This is a genomic window from Streptomyces sp. NPDC001220, assembly GCF_053597895.1.
This window is the reverse complement of record NZ_JBSFJE010000002.1, coordinates 366,671-386,796: the sequence shown is the minus strand read 5'-3', so window position 1 is coordinate 386,796 and position 20,126 is coordinate 366,671. Positions and strand designations below refer to the sequence as shown.

Genomic DNA, 20,126 nt, shown 5'->3' with positions numbered 1-20,126 from the left:
TGGAGAAAGGAGCAGGCATGGCTCCACAACGGCGAAAGCAGCCGAGATCCCGGTCGCACCGGCGGGCCGTGGTAGCGGCGGTGGCGGCGGTCGTCGTCGCCTCGGCGACCCTGGCCACCGGTCCGGGATTCGCCGCGGGTGCGGAGGTGGCGCTGGTCACGGACCCGACACCGGCTCCGACACCCACGACGTCCGTCCCGGCGTCGGCGGCACCCCTGCCGGCCGCGGCGAGTCCGGCACCGGTACCGGCGAGCCCGGCGCAGGTCACGCCCGCCCCCGCCAGGGCGGCACCGCCGGCCTTCGGGGCCTTCCTGGACTCCGGGCCGCTGGGCGTGGCCCGCATGGCCCAGCTGAGCGGCTGGCTCGGCGGGACCGAGCTGAAGGTCGCGCACACGTATCTGCCCGGCGACCGCTGGGCCGACATCGAGGGCGCGCCCGGCTTCCTCGACGTCTGGGCGCACTGGCGGCGGGAGAAGGACGACCGGATGCTCGTCCTCAACGTGCCCATGCAGGAGCGCAACGAGGACCACGTCGGGGACGCCGAGGTCCGGTCGCTGCTGGCGCAGGGCGCCGCCGGCCGGTTCGATCAGCACTTCCGGGCCCTGGCCGAGCGGCTCGTGCGGCTGGAGGTGCCGGACACGGTCATCGTGCTCGGCTGGGAGATGAACGGCACCACCTACACCCACCGTTGCGGGCCCGACCCGGAGGCCTGGAAGAAGTACTGGAAGAGGATCGTCACCACCATGCGTGCGGTGCCGGGCCAGAAATTCCGGTTCGACTTCACGCCGAGCCGGGGCCGCGACGCCGTCCCGTGGACACAGTGCTACCCCGGGGACGACACGGTCGACGTCGTCGGCATGGATTCCTACGACCAGCCCACCGGTCTTTCCTTCGGCGAACAGGTGCGGGAGCCCTACGGACTTCAGGACCACGTCGATTTCGCGAAGGCTCACGGGAAACCCGTCTCCTATCCGGAATGGGGTCTCTTCCGCAACGGTGACAACGCCGAATACATGCGGCGGATGCTCGCCTGGATGGACGAGCACAAGCCGCTGTACAACACGCTGACCGACTACTGCCCGCACGGTGTCTGGCAGTGCTCGGACAACCCGCGTTCGTCGCGGGTCTACCGCTCGGCCCTCTCCGGCCGGACCGACACCGCGACCCCGACGCCGGCTGCCACCCCGGACGTCTCGACCCCGAAACCGACCCCGACTTCCAGCCCCACTCCCACTCCGGGCACCACGCCGCCGGCCGGCTGCGCGCCGATGGACCTGGGCGACTGGGTCGAGTACTGGCTCGGCGGGAAACTCTGCGTCCGCCTCGACTGGTGGTCGCGCACGCGGAGCTAGTCCTGCCGGCGTTCCTTCCATCGGTGCCGCACCTCCTTGACCCGCTGCCGGGCGGCGGCGTCGCACAGCGCCGCCGTCAGCAGCGGCGCGGTGCGACGCCGGGCCAGCAGCAGCCGCTGGTTGACGACCGGCTGGGGCCGCCAGTGGTGCTTGTACGGCTCGTTCCCGCGCAGCAGGCTCAGCGCGCCCCGCTCGCCGGCCCCGGTGTGCTGGGCGCAGGCGTCCAGCAGCATCACCGCCACGTCCGCCTTGCGCTCGCGCAACTGCGGATGCGCCCCGTACAGATAGCCGCCGGCCAGGCTCGGCGACAGCAGGGTCAGATCGACGGCGACCACCTCGTCGTCCAGCCGGAACTCGGTGACCACCGCGTCCCCGGAGCGCACCATCGGCCCCACCGAGCGCACCAGATGCTCCCGGAACCGCGACTGGAGGTGTTCCGTCGTCACCTTCCGCCCCTGCCACTGGAGCCGGTGCAGATCGAGAAGCCGGCCGAGCGCGGTGTCGACACCCTCCGGCGTCACGACGTCCCGGCGCACCCCGAGCGAGCCCAGCTTGCGCAGCTTGGCGCGCACCCGCTGGGCCTGTTTCGAGGACAGCCGGGCCACCAGCTCGTCCATGGCCACGGCGGGCAGCTCCAGGCACAGCGAGTCCGGCACCTTCCGGCACGGCCCGTGCCAGCGGTCGTACACCCGCTCCACCGCACCGCCCGGACGCACCTCACGGAAGTCGATCAGCGCTGTCCGGGCCGCCCGGGCGAGCTCCTGGGTGAGGGCGGCCGCCGCCCGGCCGTCGTCGCCGTCGGCGAGCAGCACGTCCGTGTAGTCCGAGATGGCCCCGCCCAGCGGCACCAGCGTGGGCAGCGGCCGGTGCACCAGCATCAGCGGGGCCGCGCCCACCAGTTCACCGCCGTGGCGCACCAGGACCAGGCGGAGCCGCCCGGGCACCCCGTACGAGCGCCACCAGGAGTGCAGCCAGGCGTGGCTCTGGAACGGGGTGGCCGTGCCGCACCGCCGGTACAGGCGCCCCCAGGCGGGGGCCAGCCCGGCGAAGGCCGCCTCGTCGGTGACGAGTTCGGTGGTGTGCGCGGCGAGCGTCGGGTGCGCCGTCGTCGTCACAGCTGCCCGTGCACGTCGGCGGCGACGGCAGGTCCCGGCACGGAGGCCTGCAGGGCGTTCTCCTCCTCGCGGCGCCGGGGCCGCACCAGCACCACGAGACCGGCCAGCAGCCCGCCCGCGCTCGCCCCCACCAGACCGGTCACCTTCGGGGACGCCGAGGTGGGCGCGGTCGGCTTCAGCGCCCGGGAGAACTGGAGGAGCTCGACGTGCGTGTCGCCCTTGGTGTCGTTGGCGTGCTGGGCGAGCGAGCGGGCCACCGCGTTCGCCATGTCGGCGGCCTGCAGGGGGTGCGGCGAGGTGGCCGAGACGGCGACCATCGGCGCGTCCGGCGAGGTCTCCGTCTGCACGCTGTTCCGCAGCGTGTTCACCGGCACCCCGGCCCACACCTGGGCGTCCCCGAGCACCGCGAGCTGGGTCGCGACCCGGCCGTAGGCCTGCGCGAAACCCTGCGCGGTGGCGGTGTCGGACCGGTCGGTGGGGACGGCGATGACATAACTGGTCGCGGTGTAGCTGGGCGGCGTGAGCACGCCGTAGGCGCCGCCCAGCAGAGCGCCGGCGGCGACCCCGGCCGCCAGCAGCGACCAGGGCGGGACCGTGCGGGCACGGGCGAACGGGCGGGCTGCCCTGGTGGTGGTCTCGGTCATGGCGTACTGGCTCCCTGAGGGGTGGTGGCGAGTGCGGCCGCGTAGACGTCCATGAGCTGGGCGGCGCTGCGGGTGATGCAGTAGTGACGGGCGGCCTCCGGCGCGGTGCGCGGGCCGGACCCGGTGGCGCGGGCGGCGGCCAGCGCCTCGGCGAAGGCACGGACGCCGCCCTCGATCCGGCGGGCGCCGGGGGCGGCGGCGGCCGGCAGGTCCTCGACGGCCGGGCAGGAGCTGTAGAGGACGGGCAGCCCGGCGGCCAGCGCCTCGATCACCGCGAGCCCGAAGGCCTCCTCGGTGCAGGGCGAGGCCAGTACGTCCATGGCGGAGGTGAGGGCGGGGAGGTCGGGGTCGGCCGGGCTGTCGGAGACATACGGCCGCTCGCCGGCGAACAGGACCCGGTCGGCGACCCCGGCCTCCCCGGCGGCACGGCGCAGCGCCTGCTCCTCCGCACCCCCGCCGACCAGCAACAGCCTGCAGTCCCGGGGGAGCCGGGGCAGCGCGCCGATCAGTACGTCGAACCGTTTGCCGGGCGCCAGCCGCCCGATGCCGCCCACCACGAAGGCGTCCTGCGGGATCCCGAGCCGGGCCCGGGTGCGCTGCCGCCGGTCCGGGTCGAAGCGGAACCGCTCCAGGTCGATGCCGTTCGGTACGACCTCGATCCGCGGCCCCGGCACCCCCCACCGGCGCAGCCGCTCGGCGACGGTGGGGGAGACGGCGACCGTGGACCGGCCGAGCCGTTCGCCCGCGAGGTACAACGCCCGTACCCCGGCGTTCAGCCGGCGCCCCTCCAGCTGGGTGTCGCCGAGCGAGTGCTCGGTGGCGACGACGGCCCGCACGCCCGCGAGGCGCGCCGCGATCCGGCCGTACAGACAGGCCCGGTAGAGGTGGGTGTGGACGAGGTCGTAGCGGCCCCGGCGGATGAGCCGGACCAGGCGGGGCAGCGCGGCCAGGTCCCGGTTCCCGGCCATCCCGAGATGGACCACCCGCACCCCGTCGGCGGCCAGGGAGTGTGCGACCGGCCCGGGGTTGGTGAGCGTGACGACGTCGCAGGAGACGGGCAGATGACGGAGCAGCAGCCGGAGCTGCTGCTCCGCCCCGCCGACGCCCAACCCCGTGATGACATGCAGAGCTCTCATTCACAGCCCCTTGACCGGGCGGCGGCGCAACCGGTGCAGCCGGTACTTCAGGAAGAGGCGCAGGGCGCGGTCGTTCTGGCCGATGTGCAGCCGGGGCAGGATGTGCAGGCCGTTCAGGTCGCCGGGGTCGATGGCGCAGGCGTAGCCGTATCCGGCGTCCCGTACGGCGTCGACGACCCGCTGGTCGACGGACCCGTAGGGGTAGCAGAAACCGTCCACGGGGGCCTGGACCAGCTCCTCCAGGAGAGCCCGGCTGTCGGCGGTCTCGGCCCTGAGGGTGTCCGCGTCGGCCTTCGTCAGGTCGACATGGGTGAGCCCGTGCGAGCCGATCTCCACACCGGCCGCCGCCGCCCGCCGGACCCCCTCGGCGGTGAGCAGCGGCTTGCGCGGGCCGAGCGAGTCCCAGCGGTTGTCGCTGCCGAGCCGTCCGGGCAGCACGAACAGGGTGGCGCCACAGCCCCAGCGGTCGAGCAGCGGCAGGGCGTGGTCGAGGAAGTCGGCGTAGCCGTCGTCGAAGGTGAGCCCGACCAGCCGCCGCCCCTCGCCCCGGGCCCGGGCGGCGAGCAGCGCGGCGACCGACACCCCGCGCAGCCCCCGCCGGCGCAGCCAGCCCAGCTGTGCGGCCAGCCGGTCGGGCGTGACGGTGACCCGGTACGGATCGTCCGAGCAGTCGCCCACGGAGTGGTACATGGCGACCCAGGGAACCGGGCCCGCCAGGCGTCTGACCTTCTCGGCGGACTCAATGGAAGACGGCATGCGCGAGCCTTCGGGTGACGGTGCCTACGGAACGGAGTGCGGGTGCGAAGCCCTGGGCGTCCAGCGCCCAGCCGAGCAGGACGAAGATCGCGGTCACGGCCGTGGCACCGGCCGCCAGACCGGTGAGCGGGTCCGCGGGCCGGGCGGCGACGAAGGTGCCGACGACCGTGGCGACCACGGCGGCCCGCACCGGCCGGCTCAGCTCGGCCAGCACCCGCCGGGTGCGGATCGGGACGCTGCGCGGGCCCATGCCGGACAGCAGGAGCACGGCGGTGACGGTGATGCCGGTGGCGTTGGCGGCGGCGATGCCGGTGATGCCGTACCGGCCCACCGCCATGGCGCCGATCCAGGAGGTCACGACGATCCCGGCGGCCATGGCCCCGACCGGGTACCAGGTGGCGCGGCCCGCCGAGAAGTAGGAGCGGACCAGCACCCCGACCATGGTCTGCCCGAGCAGCCCGAGTGCGTAGACGCGCATCACGGCGGCGGTGGCGGCGGTGTCCGCGGCGGTGAACGCCCCGCGCTGGAACAGGAGGTGGATGAGCTGCGGCGCACACGCCACGACCACGGCGGTGCCGAGCAGGACGACGCTCGCCGCCACCGACAGGTCCCGCTCCACCCGGCGCCTGGCCCGCTCGGTGTCGCCCTCGGCCAGCGCCCGGGCCACCACCGGGAAGGTGACCGTGCACAGCATCATCGACATCGACATCGGGATCTGCGCGACCTTCTGCGCGTAGTTGAGGTGCGAGATCGCCCCGGAGTGCAGATGCGAGGCGAGGAACCGCTCGATCAGCACCTGCGACTGCCGGCACAGCGCGAACAGCAGCACGGTGGCCATCAGGACGACGTTCAGCGGCTCCGCCTCGGCGACCGGGTCACCGACGGCGGCCTTGACCCGGCGCCGCAACTGCCCGAGCAGCGAGGGAAGCTGTACGGCGACCATCAGCAGGCCCCCGGCCGCCACCCCGAACGCGGCCGACCGCACGCCCCAGTGGCCGCCGAGCGCGAACATCGCCGCGATGATGCCGGCGTTGTAGGCGACGTAGATCGCGGCCGGCGCCAGGAACCGCCGGTGGGCGCGGAGGGCGGCGCTGCAGTACCCGGCCAGTCCGAAGGTCAGCACACAGGTGGCGGTCAGGCGGGTGCAGTCCACGGCGAGCCCGGGGTCGCGCAGACCGGGCGCGAGCACCTCGACGAGCTGCGGGGCACCTCCGATGAGGAGAGCGCCGACGGCCGCGAAGGCGAGGGCCAGCTTCGGCAGGGTCCCGGCGACCAGCGCCCGGACGGGGTCGCCGGGAGCCCCCTGGGCCCGCCGGGCGAGGGCCAGGCTGAAGGCGGGGATCAGCGCGAAGGCGAGGCCGTCCTCGATGAGCAGGGTCGCCGCGAACTCGGGAACGGTCCAGGCGACGAGAAAGGCGTCGGTGTCCCGCCCGGCTCCGAAGAGCCGGGCGAGCGACTGGTCCCGGATGAGACCGAGGAGCGAGCCGACGACGGAGAAGGTGGCGGTGACAAGGGCGGCTCTGGCGAGGACACGACGGGAGGAAGGCGCACCGTCAGGGGCGCGGGGCTGTGACGTCTGCGGCTCCGCCGCGTGGGTGCGCTCGGCCGCCGCCGACTCGCTGTCGACCCGCGACCCGGGCACGCCCGAAGTCCTGGAAGGCGTGACCGTCATAGCGAACGCCCCGCCCCCACCAGCTCGGCCCCCGCCGGCTCGGCCCCTGCCGGCTCGGCGCCCACCAGGTCCGCCCCCACCAACGCCCACCAGGCCACCGCCCCGAAGACCACCGCCGTCAGCACGGTCGACGGCCCCCCGATGTCCGCGTACGCGAAGTCCACGAGCTGCCAGACCAGCAGCCCGCACCCCACCAGCGCGCAGTCCAGGCCGTCACCGCCGCGGACCCGCCACCACCCGCGCAGCCCGCACACCAGCAGCGCCAGCCAGCTGCCCGCCAGCGCCAGCGCCCCGAGCAGTCCCTGCTCGCTCAGCACCAGCAGGTACATGTTGTGCGGCGAGAGCAGCGGCTGCTTGCGGAACGCGGCCCCCGCCCCCTCCGTGTCGCTCCCGGAGGACAGCGCCAGCGAGGCATGCCCGTCCCGGTAGGCCGGGAAGTTCTTCAACCCGACGCCGGTCACCGGATGTTCGCGCCACATGCCGGTCGCCGCAGCCCACAGCGTGTAGCGGTCGACCACCGACTGGTCCGGCGCGTCGGTCACCTGCCCGATGCTGCTGAGCCGCTCCTGGAGCATCGTCGTACCGACCCCGAAGCCCCCCACCAGCACCACACCCGCGGCGACCGCGACCGCCGCCACCTTCAGCGCCCGCCGCAGCCCGGCCAGCACCAGCTGCACACCACAGGTCAGCACCGTCGCGATCCAGGCCCCGCGGCTGAAGGACACGGCCAGCGGCAGCAGCAGGCCGAGCGCGCACACGCCCGCCGCCACCCGCTGCCGTACCGGCGAGCGCCCCAGCGCCAGCCCCAGCGCGCAGACCAGGCCGAACGACACCACGGTCGCCATGCCCATCACGTCCTGCGGCCCGAACGTGCCGACCGCGCGGATCTCCTCGCCCTGGTACGACGCCCCGGTCCCGGTGAGGTACTGGTGCACCCCGACCGCGCCCTGCCACCCCGCGAGCCCCACGAACGACCAGGCCAGCAGCCGGAGGTCGGCACGGTCCCGGATCAGCAGCAGCACGGCGGCGGGGACCAGGACGAACACCTGGAGATAGCGGCCGAGGCCGGTCAGCCCGGCCCCAGGCGAGGACGCGCCGGCCGCCGCGACGGCCAGCCCCACCACCGGCATGCCCAGCACCACCGCGGCCGTCGCCGACAGCGGCCGCCGCCGCTCCCGTACCGTCCGCACCGCGGCGTACAGCACCACCAGCGCGGACACCGCGTCCGCCGGTCCCGCGCCGCCGTCGTCGCCGGCCGGGGTGAGCGGCAGCGCGAGGACGGCGAGCACGGCGGCCGCGGCGAGGACCGGCCGCAGCCGCAGGGGCCTGGCCGGGGAGAGTGCGAAACTCATCGTCAGCTCCCCGTCGAGCGCACGAGCGCGGCCGCGGTGCGCAGCAGGATGCAGACGTCCTGCCACAGCGACCAGTTGTCGATGTAGGCGTTGTCGAAGCGGGCCCGGTCCTCGATGGAGGTGTCGCCGCGCAACCCGTGGATCTGGGCGAGTCCGGTGATGCCGGTCCGCATCCGGTGGCGGGCCGCGTAACCCGGGTAGGCCTGGCTGAACTGGCCGACGAAGTAGGGTCGTTCGGGGCGCGGCCCGACCAGGCTCATGTCGCCCCACAGCACGTTCCACAGCTGGAGCAGCTCGTCCAGGGAGGTCTGGCGCAGGAAGCGGCAGAACGGGCTCATCTCGCGTTCGCCGGCCACGCTCCAGCGGGTCGCGGCCTCGTGCGCGTCGACCGGGCGGTGGGTGCGCAGCTTGAGCAGGGTGAAGGGGCGGCCGCCGCGGCCGATGCGCTCCTGCCGGAAGACCACGCCGGGTCCGTCGGTGAGCCGCAGTACCGCCGCGCACACCAGCAGCAGCGGGCTGACCAGGACGAGCGCCGACCCGGAGACCACGATGTCGAGGATCCGCTTGCCGGCGCTGCCGCGCCGCCGCGAGCTCATCTCGAGCCGGCGGCAGGAGAACCCGGCGAGCTGGTCGCGCATCTCGTACGCCGGTGAGTCCGCGTCGACCTCCCAGACCGCGCAGCCCGACTCGGCCAGCGCCCGCAGCAGCGGGCCCTGTTCGGTGCGGACATCGGGGTGGACGGTGAGGACGGCCCGGACCCCGTTCTGGATGAGGGCCCGCTCGACCTCCTCGCCGGTGGTCAGCACGGGCAGTCCTTCGGGGCCCTCGGGGCGCTCGGCGACGACACCGACCGGCCGTACCCCGAAGCCCGGGTGGCGCAGCACGGCGGCGGCGACCCGCTGGGCGGTGGCGGCGGGGCCGATGACCAGGGCGGCGCGCGGGTGGCGCAGCAGGGCCAGCCGGCGGCGCCAGTGCACCAGACCACGGCCGGCGCAGGCCGCCGCCGCGTGCAGGACACAGCCCAGCAGCAGGGTGCGGGCGGGCAGCGCGCGGTCCGGGTCCCAGGCGGCGAGTGCGGCGGCGAGGCCCAGCCAGAGGACGGCGATCCGGCCGCACACCGCCGGGAGTTCGTCCAGGATCCCGGACACCCGCCCGCTGGGCTGCGGGCGCAGCAGTATCGCCCCGGACATCAGGAGACCCACCAGGACGGGCCGGCGTACTGCCTCGTCGAGGACGACCGTGCCTAGCAGCGCGGCGCACAGGTCGGTGGCCAGCAGCGGCACCGGGGAGGCGGGCCGCGCGGGCGGCCGGCGCAGCGGGAACCGGAAGCCTCCGGTGGTGCGGGCCGGCAGGACCGAGACGGGCGAGAGTCCGTGTTCCCGTGGCTGCGGGCCGGGGGAGGGGACGGTGCTTTCCGCGGTCACGAGTGGATGGACTCCCTGCACTCAAAGGACATGAGCGGGCGCCCGCCGAGGAGTTCGCGGTACAGCTCCGCGACCGCCTCCGCGGTGCGCCGCACATCGTGCGTGGACTGGACGTGCCGGCGCCCCCGGTCACCGAGCGACGCGCGCAGCTCCGGGTCGAGCAGCAGCGCGGCGACGGCACCGGCCAGCGCGCCCGGCCGGCCCGGCGGCACCGGACCGTGCGCGCCGTACCCGGGCGGCAGGCTCTCGCGGGCGCCGTCGACATCGGTGACGAGCACCGGCCGGCCACAGGCCATCGCCTCCAGCGGGGCCAGTGCCATGCCCTCCCAGCGCGAGGGCAGCACCACCAGGTCGGCGGCCCGGTACCAGGGGCGGACGTCCGTGACGGCGCCGGCGAACTCGACCGAGTCGGGGGCGAGCCGGCGCAGCGCCTCGCGGTCCGGTCCGTCGCCGACCAGCGCCAGCCGGGCGCCCGGCACCCGGCGCAGCACCTCGGGCCAGGCCCGCAGCAGCACGTCCTGGCCCTTCTGCGGGCACAGCCGGCCGACGCAGACGACCAGGGGCGCCCCGGGCGCGGACCGGCCCGGGGTGTCCGGGGCGCCCGGGGTGAAGTGAGCGGTGTCGATGCCGTTGGGGACGACGGCGTACCGGGCGCGAATCCCGGCGCGCACGCCGGTCGCGCGTTCCGCCTCGCTGACACACACCACCCGGTGCGCCCAGCGCGCTCCCCATCGCTCCCACCGCAGCGCCAGCGCGGCGGTGGCTCCGCCGACCGCCTCGAAGGACCAGGCGTGCGGCTGGAACAGGGTCGGGACGCGGCCGCGCACGGCCAGGCGGCCGGCCAGGCCCGCCTTGGCGCTGTGCGCGTGCACCAGCTCCGGCCGCACCTCGTCGAGCAGCCGGCCGAGCCGGCGTACCTCGTCCCGGAGACCGGCGCCCGGGGACCGGTCGGCGCGCCACCCGCGCACCTCGGCGCCCAGTTCCCGCGCGGCCTCGGCCAGTTCACCACCGGGGCAGGCCACCGTGACCCGCAGACCGGCCGTGAGCTGGGCCTTCGTCAGGTCCAGGACCACCCGGGCCACCCCACCCTCGACGGGTTGCGCCAGGTGCAGGACCCGTCGCCGAGGGTCGGTTGCTGATCGGTGCATACGCGGTATTCCTCGCTCACGGGGGGCGCTCGGGACTGCGGGCGGAAACGCGCCGCACTACTGCACGTCCACGGCGGCGAAGAGCGCGCCCGCCCACGCCGCGTCGCGCTGGGAAACGAGCTGGAAGGTCAGCTGGTCACCGCCCTGCGCGAGACCGGTACCGAGATCGAACACATCCGAGTCGTAGCCGAGCGCGTTGTCGTACGCGGGCTCACGCCGGGCGCGTACCGGGCCGGGGTCGTTGATCGTGGAGTTGAGTACGTCGTCGGCCGGGTCGGCGGAGTCGGCGAGCGGGGTGGGGGCACGGCCGGCGATGGAGTACGTGAGCGAGTCGCCGGTGTCGCCCCGGTCGCCGTTGTAGGCCACCAGGCCCACTCGCCCGTCGGCGCCACGCGGGACACGTAGCCCGTTCAGCCGTACCTCGGCCGCCCTGTCGAGTGAGTCGAAGCCGTCCCAGAGGGCGAGCGTGCGCAGCGGCTCCGCCGGGTTCCGGTACGCCACCACCAGGGTCCAGCCGGCCCAGGCACCGGGCCCCGACCGGCCCATGGCGGCGTTCACCTGGCCGACCGTCCACAGTCCGGGGCCGCTCGACCGGACCAGGTCGGTGATCTCCGCCGAGGCCTGGAAGGCGTCCGTGCCGCCCTCCGCCCGACGGCCCACGACCGTGTCGGCGAGCAGTTCCTTGTACTGGCCGCCTGGTTCGGCGATCAGTACCCGCCCGTTCTCCCTGGCCGGCTTCTGCTCACCGGCCAGCAGATTGGCGCCCCAGTACAGCCGCGCGTACGTCACCCGGGAGCCCTCCGGCAGCCGGAGCTCGGCGCGCGAGGAGTTGTAGGTGTGGGGGTCGTCGTCGACGTCCACGTAGAACATGTCGAAGTCCCCGTTCACCGCCGGGACCTGACCCGCGCGGGCGGCCGGGCAGAGCGGCTCGGACGGGTCGCCCGCCGTGGTACGGCAGCTGACGGACGCGTTGGCCGCGCGGACGATGCCGCCTCGCTGCACCACGTGGTAGCGCTCGGCGAAGGGGATGCGCGGGGCCTCGGGGGAGGGCGGTGCGGCCGGGACGGTCGCCCGGGCGGTGCCCGGTGCCCAGATCGCGGCGAGGGCGAGCGCGCTCACCGACGCACGGCGCAGCGGCGGGCCCAGGGGATTGCGCATGACCGGCTTCGCCCTTTCGGGAAAGGAGGGGGAGGCGGGAAAGAGTGCGATGTGATGCCAATACGGGTATGTCAGGAGGTCCGCAACTCTAGCTTCTTTCAGCACTAATCGGTCGAAACCGGGCAAGTGTGTCGGAATGGTGAAGGAGGGCTTCCGGGAGATCACTCGTTCGGCGGCACAACCCGGGCCGGTGTCGCGCGTTGACACGGCGCTGGGCATCCGCCCGGATGTTTGTCCCGACCCCAAGGAGCACCTTCATGTCGCGTATCGCGAAGGGCCTGGTCCTCTCCACCGCCGCCGTCGCGGCCGTCGCCGGCGGCGCCGGTATGGCCGCCGCCGACAGCGGCGCGAACGGCGCCGCAGCCCACTCCCCGGGCGTGCTGTCCGGCAACGTGATCGAGGTTCCGGTCCACGTGCCGGTCAGCGTCTGCGGCGACACCGTCGACGTGATCGGCCTGCTCAACCCCGCGTTCGGCAACACCTGCGTCAACGACTGACGCGGCGGTATCTCCCCTTGGCCGGCCGGCCGCCCGCGCACCCCGCGGGCGGCCGGCCGGTTCGTGCGTCCGGGTGCGGCTTCCGCACGAGCCTCACCCGGGCGTTCCCTCGAACGGCCGGAGTCGGGGCGGACCTGGCGAGGCGGCCTTGGCAGGGCGCCTCATCAGGCACGATGCCTGCCTCACCGAAGGTGATCGGTGACGGTGGGCGGTCGAGCGGTTGCAGGCCGGCACGGGTGATTTCACGGTGGCAGCAAGTCCCCTGTGCATCGAAAGGAACACCCATGCGTGCTCTGCCCGCACGGCGTCTCGCGTCCACCGCGCTCTGCGCCCTTCTTCTGGCCGGGATCACCGGCCCGGCGGCCGTCGCCGCCGACTCGGCCCACGAGCGCACCCACGCGATGTCCCAGGCGCCCGTCCCCGGGGCCGACGCGCTGCTCGCCCAGGTCAAGTCGCTGGGCAACCTCGGGACCGTGCTCAAGCCGGTCACCGACCTGCTCAACACCGTGCTCGCGGCGGACAACGGCCAGCTGACCCCCGATCAGGCCACCCAGCTCGGCGACGCCGTGAAGGCGGCCATCGCCCAGGTCACCGCGGCGGCCCCGGCCCCGGCGCCGACCGTCCCCGCGACCCCGGCACTGCCGTCGGCGCCCGCCCTGCCGTCCGTGGCCGCCGTGCCGTCGGCGTCGGCCGTGCCGGGCGCCCCCGCCGTGCCGGCCGCGTTCCCCGAGCCGGCCGCCGCCCAGGCCAAGGGCCTCGGGGGCGCCCCCGCCGCCAAGGACCTGGCCGGCGACGCGCTGACCGCCCTGCAGACCGCGGTCGACAACCTCCTCAAGGCCGCCACCTCCGGTGACGTCAGCCAGGTGCTGCCGGCCGCCACCGCCGTCGTGACCGGCCTGGTCAACCTGCTCGCCGCGATCCTGCTCGGCAGCGGCCTGCCCGCGCCCAACCTGCCGGGGCTGCCGAGCCTGCCCGCCGCGCCCAGCCTGCCGGCCTCCCCACCGCTCCCGGTACCCACGACCTGACCGACCTGACCGACCCGACCGACCTGACCGACCTGACCGACCTGACCGACCTGACCGACCTGACCGACCCGACCGGTGCCACCGGCCGGTCCTCGGCCGTCGGCCCTCTCGGGATCTCATATGTCTTCCGGGCGTGGGGTTTCCGGCTTGCCGGGGCGTCGTTAGGCACGGCGTCAGCATTTCCCCTGGTGGCTTCCGTCGTGTGGCTCGCGCCGCCGCAAGTCGCCGAAGAAAGGAACACGATGAAGTCTCTGAAGGCTGCCGCTGTCGTCGCCGGTTCCGTGGCCCTCGCCGGCTTCGCCGCGCCCGCGTTCGCCTCCAACAACGCCGACCTGACGCCCACCAGCCTCAACGGCGCCGTGAACACGCTCACCAAGAGCCCCCTGACGCTGGACCAGGCGATGCCGCTGAAGCACCAGTCGGACGCCCTCAACACCGAGAACAAGCGCTCCGTGCTCAACAAGGTGAAGCGGACGACCGGCGCCGTCAACCAGCACAGCCCGCTGCTCGGCGGTCTGCCGCTGCAGGGCTGAGGCCGGGCGGGAACGCTGCGAGGGACGTCGGAGCGGCGTCCCTCGTTCGTGTGGCCGCGCCGCCGGCTGTCCGCCGGTCGGGTGACGGGGCGCCGGGCCGCCCCGCGCCCCGTCGATAAGGTCACGCGGTGACCTCAACCCCTAGCGAAACCCGCCCGTTCCGCCCGGCCGACCTCGGCACGGTCGCCGTCCTCGCCTGGAGCGGTGAAGCCCCCGACGGCAGTGACATGCCCTATCTGCTGGCCTACTCCCTCGGCGACGCCGCGGGCGGTGCGGAGGCCACCTCGGCCGCCGTCGAGGCGCTGCTGGAGAACAACGGACTGCCGGTCGGCGGCGACCTCGTCGACGGCACCGCCCGGCCCAGCCTGCCCGTCACCCTGCTGGTCGAGTCCGGTACGGCCGTCCTCAACCTGGCTCCGCTCAACGCCCAGTGCCCCGCGCCCGAGGAGTGGCTCGCCGCCGTCGGCGAACGCGGCTACGCCTACCTGGTGTTCACCACCCGGCCGTGGCCCCAGGGCGCGCCCGGCAGGCCCGTCGAGGCGGCGGCGCTCAAGGACTTCGCCGGGGCCGAGGAGACCCTGACGGCCGCCGCACACGTCGTGCTGCCCGCCCGCAGCCTGCGCGGCTGATGCCGCGGACCGCAGCCGCCGGCCGGGGGTTCGCGCTGCTCACGGTGGTCGCGGGGGCGGCCGGGCTGCTGGCCTCCTGGGTCATCACCCTCGACAAGTTCAAACTGCTGGAGAACCCGCGCTTCGTCCCCGGGTGCAGCCTGAACCCGGTGGTGTCCTGCGGCAGCGTGATGAAGAGCGACCAGGCCGCGGCGTTCGGGTTCCCCAACCCGATGCTGGGCCTGGCGGCCTACGCCGTCGTGATCTGCGTCGGCGTGAGCCTGCTGGCCGGCGCCCGCTTCCCCGCCTGGTACTGGCTGACCTTCGACGCGGGATGTCTCTTCGGCGTGGGGTTCGTGTCCTGGCTGCAGTTCGAGTCGCTGTACCGGATCAACGCGCTCTGCCTGTGGTGCTGCCTGGCCTGGGTCGCCACCATCCTGCTGTTCTGGTACGTCACCTCCTTCGCCGTACGCCAGCGATTCCTGCCCGCGCCCGCCTGGCTGCGGGAATTCCTCGGCGAGTTCACCTGGGTGCTTCCACTGCTGCACATCGGGGTCGTCGGCATGCTGATCCTGACCCGCTGGTGGGACTTCTGGACGAGCTGAACAGTGGACTTCGGGACGAGCTGATGAGTGAACAGCCGACTAATGCTGCACCCGGGCGAATTGTGAACTGATGCCGTTTTCCGGCTCGTTACCCGGTACGGACCTCGCTCTCCCCGCCTCCTGAAAGGACCCGTACCCGACATGAAGCCGACCACCCGAGGAACCCTCGCCGCCGTCGTCACGGGCGTCGCGGTCGCCGTGGGCGCCGCCGCCACGCCCGCCGCCGCGACCCCGACGGTCCCTGTCCCCGTGCCGCTGGACGGCGTCGAGAAGTCCCTCGGCATGGAGGTGCCCAAGCTCGGCATGGAGCTGCCGCTGCTGATCCCCGGTGTGCCCGAGGGGCCGCGCTTCACCGAGGGCCGGCTCCTCCCGGACCGTACCCTGCCGCAGGTGCCGCTCAACGGCGGGCTGCCGGGCGTCGGCCTCCGGGCGCCGCTGCCGCACGTCCTCGGCGACGGCTACGACCACATCGATGTCGGCACCCCGGCCTCCGGCCTGCGCGCGCTCACTCCCGGCCTGGCGCTCGTCGCCCCGCTCACCGCGCCCGACCCGGAGCACCTCGGCATGCCGGCCCCGACGATGCCCGACGCCGGTGTGCTCGCCCCGGCCCTGCAGACGGTCGTCGGCGGCGACCTGGGCGCCGGCCCCGGCCGCTGACCCGCCGCCGAGTACGGCCGCGTCGGCCGCTCCCCGGGCCCGCCGTGCGGCCGGATGGCGGCGCGGCGGTGACCGGGCGGCCCCTCGGACGGTTACCGGTACGGACAGCGATCGGTGAACGGTAAGAGGAGTGAGCATGGTCGTCGGAGTGGGCGGTGTCGCGGTGGGCGCGGAACCGGGGGCGGGGCGGCCGGACAGAGCCGGGGCGGCCGGACCGACGCGGCGCGAGGTGACCCGGGGGCTGCTCGCCTCCGCGGCCGCCCTGGCGCTCGCCCCGGTCGTCGCGGCCTCCCGCCCGGTGCCCCCGGCTGACGGGCCGGCGGGCACCTCCTTCGACGAGACCTACCGGGGCCGCCGTATCCACGGTGTCCTGGTGCCGGCCGCCGACCGGGCCGACGACGAGGGCGAGTGGCAGGTCACCGTGGCGGGCCGGCCGCTGCATCTGATGCGGCGGGCCGACGGCACCTGGCTGAGCATGGTCGACCACTACAGCTCGTACCCGACCCCGCTGCAGGCGGCCCGGGCGGCCGTCGACGAGATCGGGCCCGGGCAGCGGCTGCGCGACCTGGCCCCGGGACCGATGGGCGGGGGGCATCAGCACATGGGGGGCGGCCGTGGCGTACGTGCGTAAGGACGTCAGCAGGCTGACGGCCGGCGAGCGCAAACGGCTCGTCGACGCCTTCCTGGAGGTCAAACGGCGGGGCGAGTACGACGAGTTCGTGCGGACGCACATCGACCACTACACGGCCGACGGCGAGAAGGGCCTGCGCACCGCCCACATGGCCCCCTCCTTCCTGCCCTGGCACCGCCGTTTCCTGCTGGAACTGGAGCGCGCCCTGCGCCGCGTGGACGGGTCGGTGACCGTGCCGTACTGGGACTGGACCAAGGACCGTACGGCGTCCTCCGTCCCCTGGACCAGGGACCTGCTCGGCGGGAACGGCCGGGCCCGGGACCAGCAGGTGATGACCGGGCCGTTCGCCTACTCGGCGGGGCACTGGACCATCAAGGAGGGCGTCACCGACGGCGAGTTCCTCGCCCGGGACCTGGGCCGGGCCCGCGACCCGATCGCGCTGCCCACCAGGGCCCAGCTCGCCCAGGCGCTGTCCGACCCGGTGTACGACGTCGCCCCCTGGGACTCGACCGTCAGCCGGGGCTTCCGCAACAAGCTGGAGGGCTGGGGGGCCGGCAGCGGCAGCTCGTCCTGGCGCAACCACAACCGGGTGCACCGCTGGGTCGGCGGGGCGATGCTCGGCGGGGCCTCCGTCAACGACCCCGTCTTCTGGTTCCACCACGCCTTCGTCGACCTGCAGTGGGAGCGCTGGAAGGCCCGGCACCGAGGGCAGCGCTATGTGCCGGCCGGACCGCCCGGCCGCGGCGACCCGCAGCACCGACGGGTGGTGGCCCGCGGCGAGAAGCTCCCGCCGTGGAACGTCACCCCGGGGTCGCTGGAGGACCTGAGCCGGATCTACCGGTACGCCTGAGGCGCCCCGGACACGGGAAGAGCCCCGGCACCCTGGGTGCCGGGGCTCTTCCGCAAGGCGGTGGCTCAGTTGCCGTAGCCGCCGTTCTTGCCGTCGCCGCCCTTGTTGTCACCGGCCTTGAGGTGGCCCTCGTTGGCGCAGCCGTCGCCGAACGCCGGGTTCAGCAGACCGATCACGTCGACGGTGTTGCCGCACACGTTCACCGGGATGTTGACCGGGACCTCGATGACGTTGCCGGACACCACGCCGGGCGAGCCGACGGCCTCGCCGTTGGCACCCGCGTCGGCCAGGGCCAGGCCGGCCCCGCCGATCACCACAGCGCCGGTGCCCAGGGCGACGGCGGCGGCCTTCGCGATGCGAGACATCACGTTCTCCTTCTTGTTGCTCGGGGAGTGCGGCGGCAGGACCAGCCGCCGCACTCCCCGTTCAACGCTCCGACCTGCGGCTGGTCACGCCGATCACCGGACGATCACTCCAAGGGCCCGAGTCGGGGCAGCCGTCGTACCGCGAACCCCGCCAGGAAGGGCCGGATGTTCTGCCCGGCCCGGCCGTGCCACGTCGTGCAGTTGACGTAGGAGACACGGCCATCAGCGCATCCGAGGGGGGCGGGGCCGGCGGTCAGACCCCCGCCAGCGTCGACCGGTACCACCGTTCCGCACGGCGGAAGCAGCTCGCGAAACCCGCGGCCGGCGACTCGCCGAGGTCGGACCAGAGCGCGTCCGCCTCGAAGAAGTGGTCCGTGGTCAGGATGTCGAGCGTGCCCGGCGGGACGCCCTTGGCCGCGAGGATCGCCTTGGCCCCCTCGACGGTGAGGTTGTCGTGCGGCCAGGCGATCCCGGCGCACTCGGCGACCGCCCGCAGCGCACTGCCCACGGTGACCGGCACGGGATGCGCCGCGTGGTACACCCGCGAGGTCAGTGCCGCCTCCGGCGCGAGCGCCGTGGCCACCAGCAGCCGGGCCAGGTCCGGCGCGGTGATCACCGACGCCCGCGCCGGCCAGCCGGCCACCACACCCGGCAGGGCGCGCAGCAGCCGGGCCAGGTTGGGCCCGACCCACAGGTCCCCTTCGCCGAAGACCAGATGGGGGCGGAGCACCACACCGCCGGCGGCGAGGACCGCGTCCTCGGCCGCCGCGCGGGTGCGGGAGGTGACGGAGCCCGGGTTGCGGGTGAGCTCCTCGGGGCGGGAGCCGCGGAAGGTGCCGCGGCCGTAGACGGAGGCGGTGCTGAGCTGGACGATCCGGCGTACCCCCGCGCGCCGGGCCTCGGCGACCAGCGCCGCCGTACCACGTGCGTTGACGGCCTCGTTGGCCGCCGCGCTGCCGCCGATCTGCGAAGCGCAGTGCAGCAGGACGTCGACCCCGTCGCAGACCCCGCGCAGCGAGCCGGGATCGGTCAGATCCGCGGACACGGTCCGCACCCCGGGGCAGGCCCGGGGCAGGGACCTGCGGTGGGTCATGAGCCTGAGCTCGGCGCGCCGCAGTCGCGCCTCGTGTGTCACGTGCGCCCCGACGAACCCGGACGCGCCGGTGATGAGGATGGTGGGCACGGGGACTCTCCCGGAAGGCGGTCGGGGTCAGCGGACACGTGGCCGCAGGACGAGTTCCGCGGTGAAGACCGTCTCCTGCCGCTGGCTGCCGCGCACCCGTACCAGCAGGTCGCCCGCGCCGCCGTACGGCTCGGGGTCGGCCGTGATCCAGCAGGGCGCGTCGAGTTCGGCGTACCGCACGAACTCGCTGCGCAGGCCGAGCAGGAGGGCGCCGGGCACCCCGGTGCGGGCGTGCGCGGCCTGCCGGGCGGCCTCCAGGAGGAACATGCCGGGTATGTGGTCCACGGGGTGGTCGAAGTAGGTCGGGTGCGCGGTGTCGACCCGCAGTTCCCATCGGCCGCGGGTGCCCGGCGCGGGCTCGCCGAGGACGACGTGCCGGGGGCCGGCGTGGCCCACCGCGGCCGGGTCGAGGGCCGGTGGCGGGGTGCGGCCGGTGGTGGGGCGCTCCCCGCGCATCCGCCGGTACACGTCCGGGCTCATGCAGCGGAACGCGGCCGAGGCGGTGGCCCGGGCGCCGTTCTCGCGGACCACCGTGACGTCGTAACGCATCTCCCGCAGCCGGCCCGCGCGGCGGACCACGTCGCAGACCGTGTGCATCTCGACATCGGTGGGGACCGCGTCCGCGACGAGCAGTTCCGGCTCGGTGGTCACGGACATGTCAGACATGAGGAACTGGTGGCCGAACGGGACGTCGAACTCGGCGTGGGCGAGCAGGGAGCCGATCTGACGGACGGACTCGATCAGCAGCATGGGGTCCTGGTAGCCCCGGTCGGGGGCGAACAGGGCGTGGCAGCGCGGCCATTGGGCCCGGACGACGAAACCGGCCCGGTCACCGGGACCGTCGGCGGCGGGAGACGCGTCGGGTTCCCAGCCGGTGAGGAGGACCTCGGAGACCGCCGCGCGATGGACGTACTCACGCGGCACGGTGGTGGTCAGCACGGGGAGCAGGGGCTTGTGGGCGAGGATCCGTTCGGTGAGGTGCGGCATGTGCGGCGCTCCTGTGTCGGTGTGACGGGGAGGGGGCAACAAGCCGTACGCCGGCTGTCACCCCCCGTGGCCGACGTTCTAGCCACAAGATACAGACAGGTCGGTCCGGTTCTGCAAGAGGCGAGCCGATTTCTTGGGGGAGTCCCGAACTCCGCCGGTCCGACCGTCGAGAACGGCTGACCGTTATGCCGGAATTGCATCCGCGAAACGTACAACCTTGTATGGTTTATTGAAGAGGCATAGTCCTTGGTCAAGTCTTTCCTGGGACGTCCTGAGTGGAGTCCTGCCTCCCACTTGTCCGGTAATCCGATGAAATCGCAGCTCATCGCGGCGCGGGTCGGGCAGGGCCGGAGCGCCGCGCCGTGTCACCTCGCCAGTTGACAATCAGACAAGTCTGTTTGGTACGGTCTGGTCGTGAACCCGCAGTC

General features: G+C 74.1%; 21 protein-coding genes. 9 read left to right on the top strand and 12 right to left on the bottom strand.

Features of this window, described 5'->3' with window-relative positions; genetic code table 11:
* The first annotated feature begins 17 nt into the window (after positions 1-17).
* A complete protein-coding gene (locus ACWDGI_RS06305) occupies positions 18-1,352 on the top strand; it encodes a glycoside hydrolase family 26 protein (protein WP_450755892.1) in 1,335 nt (444 codons plus the stop codon).
* Here the strand turns inward: ACWDGI_RS06305 and ACWDGI_RS06300 are convergent.
* The 9 genes from ACWDGI_RS06300 to ACWDGI_RS06260 are packed head-to-tail and all read right to left on the bottom strand — an operon-like array spanning position 1,349 to position 11,757.
* Positions 1,349-2,467, bottom strand: coding sequence for a GNAT family N-acetyltransferase (locus ACWDGI_RS06300; RefSeq protein ID WP_450755890.1), 1,119 nt, complete (start codon positions 2,465-2,467; stop codon positions 1,349-1,351). The two genes, ACWDGI_RS06305 and ACWDGI_RS06300, sit on opposite strands and share 4 nt — an antisense overlap.
* Positions 2,464-3,111, bottom strand: a complete 648-nt coding sequence (locus ACWDGI_RS06295) for a lipopolysaccharide biosynthesis protein (protein WP_450755888.1) — start codon at positions 3,109-3,111, stop codon at positions 2,464-2,466. Before ACWDGI_RS06295 ends, ACWDGI_RS06300 begins: the two co-directional genes overlap by 4 nt.
* Entirely contained in the window at positions 3,108-4,247 is a 1,140-nt protein-coding gene (locus ACWDGI_RS06290) for a glycosyltransferase (RefSeq protein ID WP_450755886.1), read from the bottom strand. Before ACWDGI_RS06290 ends, ACWDGI_RS06295 begins: the two co-directional genes overlap by 4 nt.
* Entirely contained in the window at positions 4,248-5,003 is a 756-nt protein-coding gene (locus tag ACWDGI_RS06285; protein WP_450755884.1) for a polysaccharide deacetylase family protein, read from the bottom strand.
* Positions 4,987-6,645: a murein biosynthesis integral membrane protein MurJ gene (gene murJ / locus ACWDGI_RS06280; RefSeq protein ID WP_450755882.1), complete on the bottom strand. Its 1,659-nt coding sequence runs from the start codon at positions 6,643-6,645 to the stop codon at positions 4,987-4,989. The genes ACWDGI_RS06285 and murJ overlap by 17 nt, the downstream gene beginning before the upstream one ends.
* A gap of 26 nt (positions 6,646-6,671) precedes the next feature.
* Entirely contained in the window at positions 6,672-8,027 is a 1,356-nt protein-coding gene (locus tag ACWDGI_RS06275; RefSeq protein WP_450755880.1) for an O-antigen ligase family protein, read from the bottom strand.
* A 2-nt stretch (positions 8,028-8,029) separates the two neighbouring features.
* Positions 8,030-9,451, bottom strand: a complete 1,422-nt coding sequence (locus tag ACWDGI_RS06270) for an exopolysaccharide biosynthesis polyprenyl glycosylphosphotransferase (protein WP_450755878.1) — start codon at positions 9,449-9,451, stop codon at positions 8,030-8,032.
* Positions 9,448-10,599, bottom strand: coding sequence for a glycosyltransferase (locus ACWDGI_RS06265; protein WP_450755876.1), 1,152 nt, complete (start codon positions 10,597-10,599; stop codon positions 9,448-9,450). The genes ACWDGI_RS06270 and ACWDGI_RS06265 overlap by 4 nt, the downstream gene beginning before the upstream one ends.
* A 57-nt stretch (positions 10,600-10,656) precedes the next feature.
* Entirely contained in the window at positions 10,657-11,757 is a 1,101-nt protein-coding gene (locus ACWDGI_RS06260; protein WP_450755874.1) for a DUF3344 domain-containing protein, read from the bottom strand.
* A gap of 257 nt (positions 11,758-12,014) precedes the next feature.
* On the opposite strand from ACWDGI_RS06260, the gene ACWDGI_RS06255 reads away from it, so the two are divergent.
* The 8 genes from ACWDGI_RS06255 (at position 12,015) to ACWDGI_RS06220 (ending at position 17,163) form a co-directional block, all read left to right on the top strand.
* A complete protein-coding gene (locus ACWDGI_RS06255; protein WP_450755872.1) occupies positions 12,015-12,254 on the top strand; it encodes a chaplin in 240 nt (79 codons plus the stop codon).
* A gap of 284 nt (positions 12,255-12,538) precedes the next feature.
* Complete coding sequence (locus tag ACWDGI_RS06250; protein WP_450755870.1) at positions 12,539-13,279, top strand: hypothetical protein; 741 nt, start codon at positions 12,539-12,541, stop codon at positions 13,277-13,279.
* Positions 13,280-13,521: 242 nt separating this feature from the next.
* Entirely contained in the window at positions 13,522-13,812 is a 291-nt protein-coding gene (locus ACWDGI_RS06245; RefSeq protein WP_450755868.1) for a hypothetical protein, read from the top strand.
* Between the two features lie 128 nt (positions 13,813-13,940).
* Positions 13,941-14,441, top strand: a complete 501-nt coding sequence (locus tag ACWDGI_RS06240) for a DUF5949 family protein (protein ID WP_450755866.1) — start codon at positions 13,941-13,943, stop codon at positions 14,439-14,441.
* Positions 14,441-15,025, top strand: coding sequence for a vitamin K epoxide reductase family protein (locus ACWDGI_RS06235; RefSeq protein WP_450755864.1), 585 nt, complete (start codon positions 14,441-14,443; stop codon positions 15,023-15,025). The genes ACWDGI_RS06240 and ACWDGI_RS06235 overlap by 1 nt, the downstream gene beginning before the upstream one ends.
* A 141-nt stretch (positions 15,026-15,166) precedes the next feature.
* On the top strand, positions 15,167-15,682 hold the full coding sequence (locus ACWDGI_RS06230; RefSeq protein WP_450755862.1) for a hypothetical protein: 516 nt from the start codon (positions 15,167-15,169) through the stop codon (positions 15,680-15,682).
* Positions 15,683-15,818: 136 nt separating this feature from the next.
* Complete coding sequence (locus ACWDGI_RS06225) at positions 15,819-16,313, top strand: tyrosinase family oxidase copper chaperone (RefSeq protein WP_450755860.1); 495 nt, start codon at positions 15,819-15,821, stop codon at positions 16,311-16,313.
* Entirely contained in the window at positions 16,297-17,163 is an 867-nt protein-coding gene (locus ACWDGI_RS06220; protein ID WP_450755858.1) for a tyrosinase family protein, read from the top strand. Before ACWDGI_RS06225 ends, ACWDGI_RS06220 begins: the two co-directional genes overlap by 17 nt.
* Positions 17,164-17,228: 65 nt before the next feature.
* On the opposite strand, the gene ACWDGI_RS06215 is transcribed toward ACWDGI_RS06220, so the two are convergent.
* The 3 genes from ACWDGI_RS06215 to ACWDGI_RS06205 form a co-directional block, all read right to left on the bottom strand.
* On the bottom strand, positions 17,229-17,528 hold the full coding sequence (locus ACWDGI_RS06215) for a chaplin (RefSeq protein ID WP_450755856.1): 300 nt from the start codon (positions 17,526-17,528) through the stop codon (positions 17,229-17,231).
* 253 nt (positions 17,529-17,781) lie between these two features.
* Entirely contained in the window at positions 17,782-18,711 is a 930-nt protein-coding gene (locus tag ACWDGI_RS06210) for an NAD-dependent epimerase/dehydratase family protein (RefSeq protein ID WP_450755854.1), read from the bottom strand.
* 27 nt (positions 18,712-18,738) lie between these two features.
* Positions 18,739-19,698: a ScbA/BarX family gamma-butyrolactone biosynthesis protein gene (locus tag ACWDGI_RS06205; protein WP_450755852.1), complete on the bottom strand. Its 960-nt coding sequence runs from the start codon at positions 19,696-19,698 to the stop codon at positions 18,739-18,741.
* Positions 19,699-20,126: the final 428 nt, after the last annotated feature.